Source organism: Martinezella lusitana, assembly GCF_016901135.1.
Classification (GTDB): domain Bacteria; phylum Pseudomonadota; class Alphaproteobacteria; order Rhizobiales; family Rhizobiaceae; genus Rhizobium; species Rhizobium lusitanum_D.
This window is the reverse complement of sequence record NZ_JAFEVL010000006.1, coordinates 1-2,031: the sequence shown is the minus strand read 5'-3', so window position 1 is coordinate 2,031 and position 2,031 is coordinate 1. Positions and strand designations below refer to the sequence as shown.

At 49.8% G+C, this 2,031-nt stretch carries 4 protein-coding genes and 1 pseudogene; 4 read left to right on the top strand and 1 reads right to left on the bottom strand.

The window, feature by feature from the left end; all coding sequences use genetic code 11:
- Both JTP94_RS02740 and JTP94_RS02735 read left to right on the top strand, forming a co-directional pair.
- Positions 1–217, top strand: a 217-nt coding sequence (locus JTP94_RS02740; RefSeq protein WP_204849038.1) for a hypothetical protein, incomplete at its 5' end; no start/stop codon positions are given.
- The gene (locus JTP94_RS02735; RefSeq protein ID WP_204849037.1) at positions 214–564 is read left to right on the top strand and encodes a hypothetical protein; all 351 of its coding nucleotides are present in this window, start codon (positions 214–216) and stop codon (positions 562–564) included. The genes JTP94_RS02740 and JTP94_RS02735, both read left to right, overlap by 4 nt.
- A 35-nt stretch (positions 565–599) precedes the next feature.
- Here the strand turns inward: JTP94_RS02735 and JTP94_RS02730 are convergent, their stop codons facing one another.
- Positions 600–1,433 carry a S24 family peptidase gene (locus tag JTP94_RS02730; protein ID WP_246754638.1) on the bottom strand — a complete coding sequence of 278 codons (834 nt, stop codon included), beginning with the start codon at positions 1,431–1,433 and terminating at the stop codon, positions 600–602.
- Positions 1,434–1,526: 93 nt separating this feature from the next.
- Here JTP94_RS02730 and JTP94_RS02725 point away from each other — a divergent pair, with 93 nt between their 5' ends.
- Together JTP94_RS02725 and JTP94_RS02720 are read left to right on the top strand one after the other, a co-directional pair.
- Positions 1,527–1,769, top strand: a complete 243-nt coding sequence (locus JTP94_RS02725) for a hypothetical protein (RefSeq protein ID WP_204849036.1) — start codon at positions 1,527–1,529, stop codon at positions 1,767–1,769.
- Positions 1,766–2,031, top strand: a pseudogene (locus tag JTP94_RS02720) (hypothetical protein); the annotation flags it as partial. The gene JTP94_RS02725 and the pseudogene JTP94_RS02720, both read left to right, overlap by 4 nt.

Below are 2,031 nucleotides of genomic sequence, written 5' to 3'. Positions count from 1 at the left end.
AAGAAAACAGCAACGAAAAACAAGAAAGGCGAAGCACTGGCCTGAGAAACCCGCTTCGCCTTTTCAGTGTTCACGTCAAAAATTGGGGATTTTCAACATGCACGTGCATGATAGCATCACTGTGCGCATTTTTGCAATCGCGCGATCTTTTAGCCGCCGACTTAAGGTAATCCTATCTGACCCGCCATTCTGCTATACGATCGGAGGCGTTAAATGAGCGATTTATTCGCCTCCTCGATTGCACCAGAAAAAGTATTATCGACTAAACACAGAGTTCATCCGGTGGCGGGTGACTCTATGGAACCAACATTTCGAGGAGGGTTGGACTATGCATTGATCGCGCCAGTCCAATGTTTCCGAGGAGACGGTGTTTACTTGATCGATGCTGGCAGCTCTATAGAATTATATAGGGTTAGCGCGACACTTAGCGGTCTTAGATTGGCGCGAGATAATCCGATTTACGGGGATAATTTTGTGGCCAGAGATGTCTTTGACGATCATGTTTTAGGAATCGTTGTCGCCGAAATTCGCGTTTATGATGAAAGATTTTTGCGAGACACGTAATCGCCAAATCAAAAAGGGGGGACAATCCCCCCTTATTACCGCCGGCTGACTTGCCCGCAAATTCTGCCTATAATCTTGAGGCGCGCCAGCGGAACGGTGAAAACCTTATATCCGGGATTGTCGGATATAATCATTACCTCTTGCGGCTCGCTAAACGGCACCTGTTGTAGCCGCTTAATCTGCGGGTCGCCATATCCATAGCTAATAGCGTAGACCGTATCCATCGTAAATCGATCTTGCGATAGATCGATCAGGACTCGATCGCCAGGCAGATAGTTCGGCTGCATCGAATCTCCGATCACTTCGAGCACAATCGAGTGGTTCGGAGATACCTTTGCTTGAGTTCGCAAATATTCTTCAGGGAAAAGCCACTCCCCAACGACGCGGTGGCCGGCTACATTCCCAGACCCTACCGGAATATTGATCAAATCCCCAACGACACCTTCTCCAGCGCCCAATTTGGCATCTAGCTCAGGAAGAGCACCATCTACTTTCGGCCGCCAATGCTCACGATTATATGATGCCTCGTCCTCGTCAGTATTGAACCCTTCAGACGGATCATACGCATCAGGGTCAAAACTCGCTATTACCGCCTGATGGCGGATCCCGTTTTTTAATCCAGTGCTTGTTGCAGGCTCATCAAGCCACTGTTTCATGCCTTCAAAGCCGGGAGGCAGTTCCTTGAAGAACTTAGCGATGCCCTCAATCTCATGAAGAGTAATTTTTCTAGCTTCGCCATCCTCGATATTCTTCATCCTCGACACTTTAGTCGAAGTGGAACCAATAGACTTCGCAAGAGCGGTCGCAATACCATGCGGCTCTAGTTTTTTTGCCAACCATATTTTCAGATCATATTGCGGGTCGCTCATGCGCAGATAATCGCGAATGCCGCAAAAAACTCTATCGCGATTATCGCAAAATTATAGCTTGACAAAAATCGCGATAATCGCAAATATCGCGACATGAGCGAAAAACATCTCGAACCCGCAAAATCTATCATCGCCAAGATCGGCATCGACAAGGTTGCCGAGATCACCGGCAAGCATGTTTCGAGGGTATATCGCTGGATGTACCCAAAGGAGCGCGGCGGCACCGGCGGCATGATCCCAAATAGTGAAGTGCCGGCGCTACTGGCATTCGCAAAGGCGAACAACATCGATCTTTCGCCGGCAGAGTTCTTCGCGGTGCCGGAGGCTGCAGAATGATCATCGAACTCGAAGTCAACGGCGCTCGCCTCATCATCAGCGGCGATAATCTCGCAGTGAACTTGACGGAAGGTCATGAGGCGCACGATGGGCTCTCCATTTCAGCCTTCAAGGCGCACATTGAACAGTTCATCACCGATCGAGAGATGACGCCAACCCAATTCGGCAAGAAGTTCGCTGGTGATCCGCTTTTCGTTTTCCAGCTCCGGGACGGTCGCGAGCCTCGTTCGCAGACACGCCAACGCATCATTGAGGCAATGGG

Coding starts and splice junctions, on each gene's coding strand:
- JTP94_RS02735 (WP_204849037.1), top strand. CDS start 214: ATGAGCGATTTATTCGCCTCCTCGATTGCACCAGAAAAAGTATTATCG.
- JTP94_RS02730 (WP_246754638.1), bottom strand. CDS start 1,433: ATGAGCGACCCGCAATATGATCTGAAAATATGGTTGGCAAAAAAACTA.
- JTP94_RS02725 (WP_204849036.1), top strand. CDS start 1,527: ATGAGCGAAAAACATCTCGAACCCGCAAAATCTATCATCGCCAAGATC.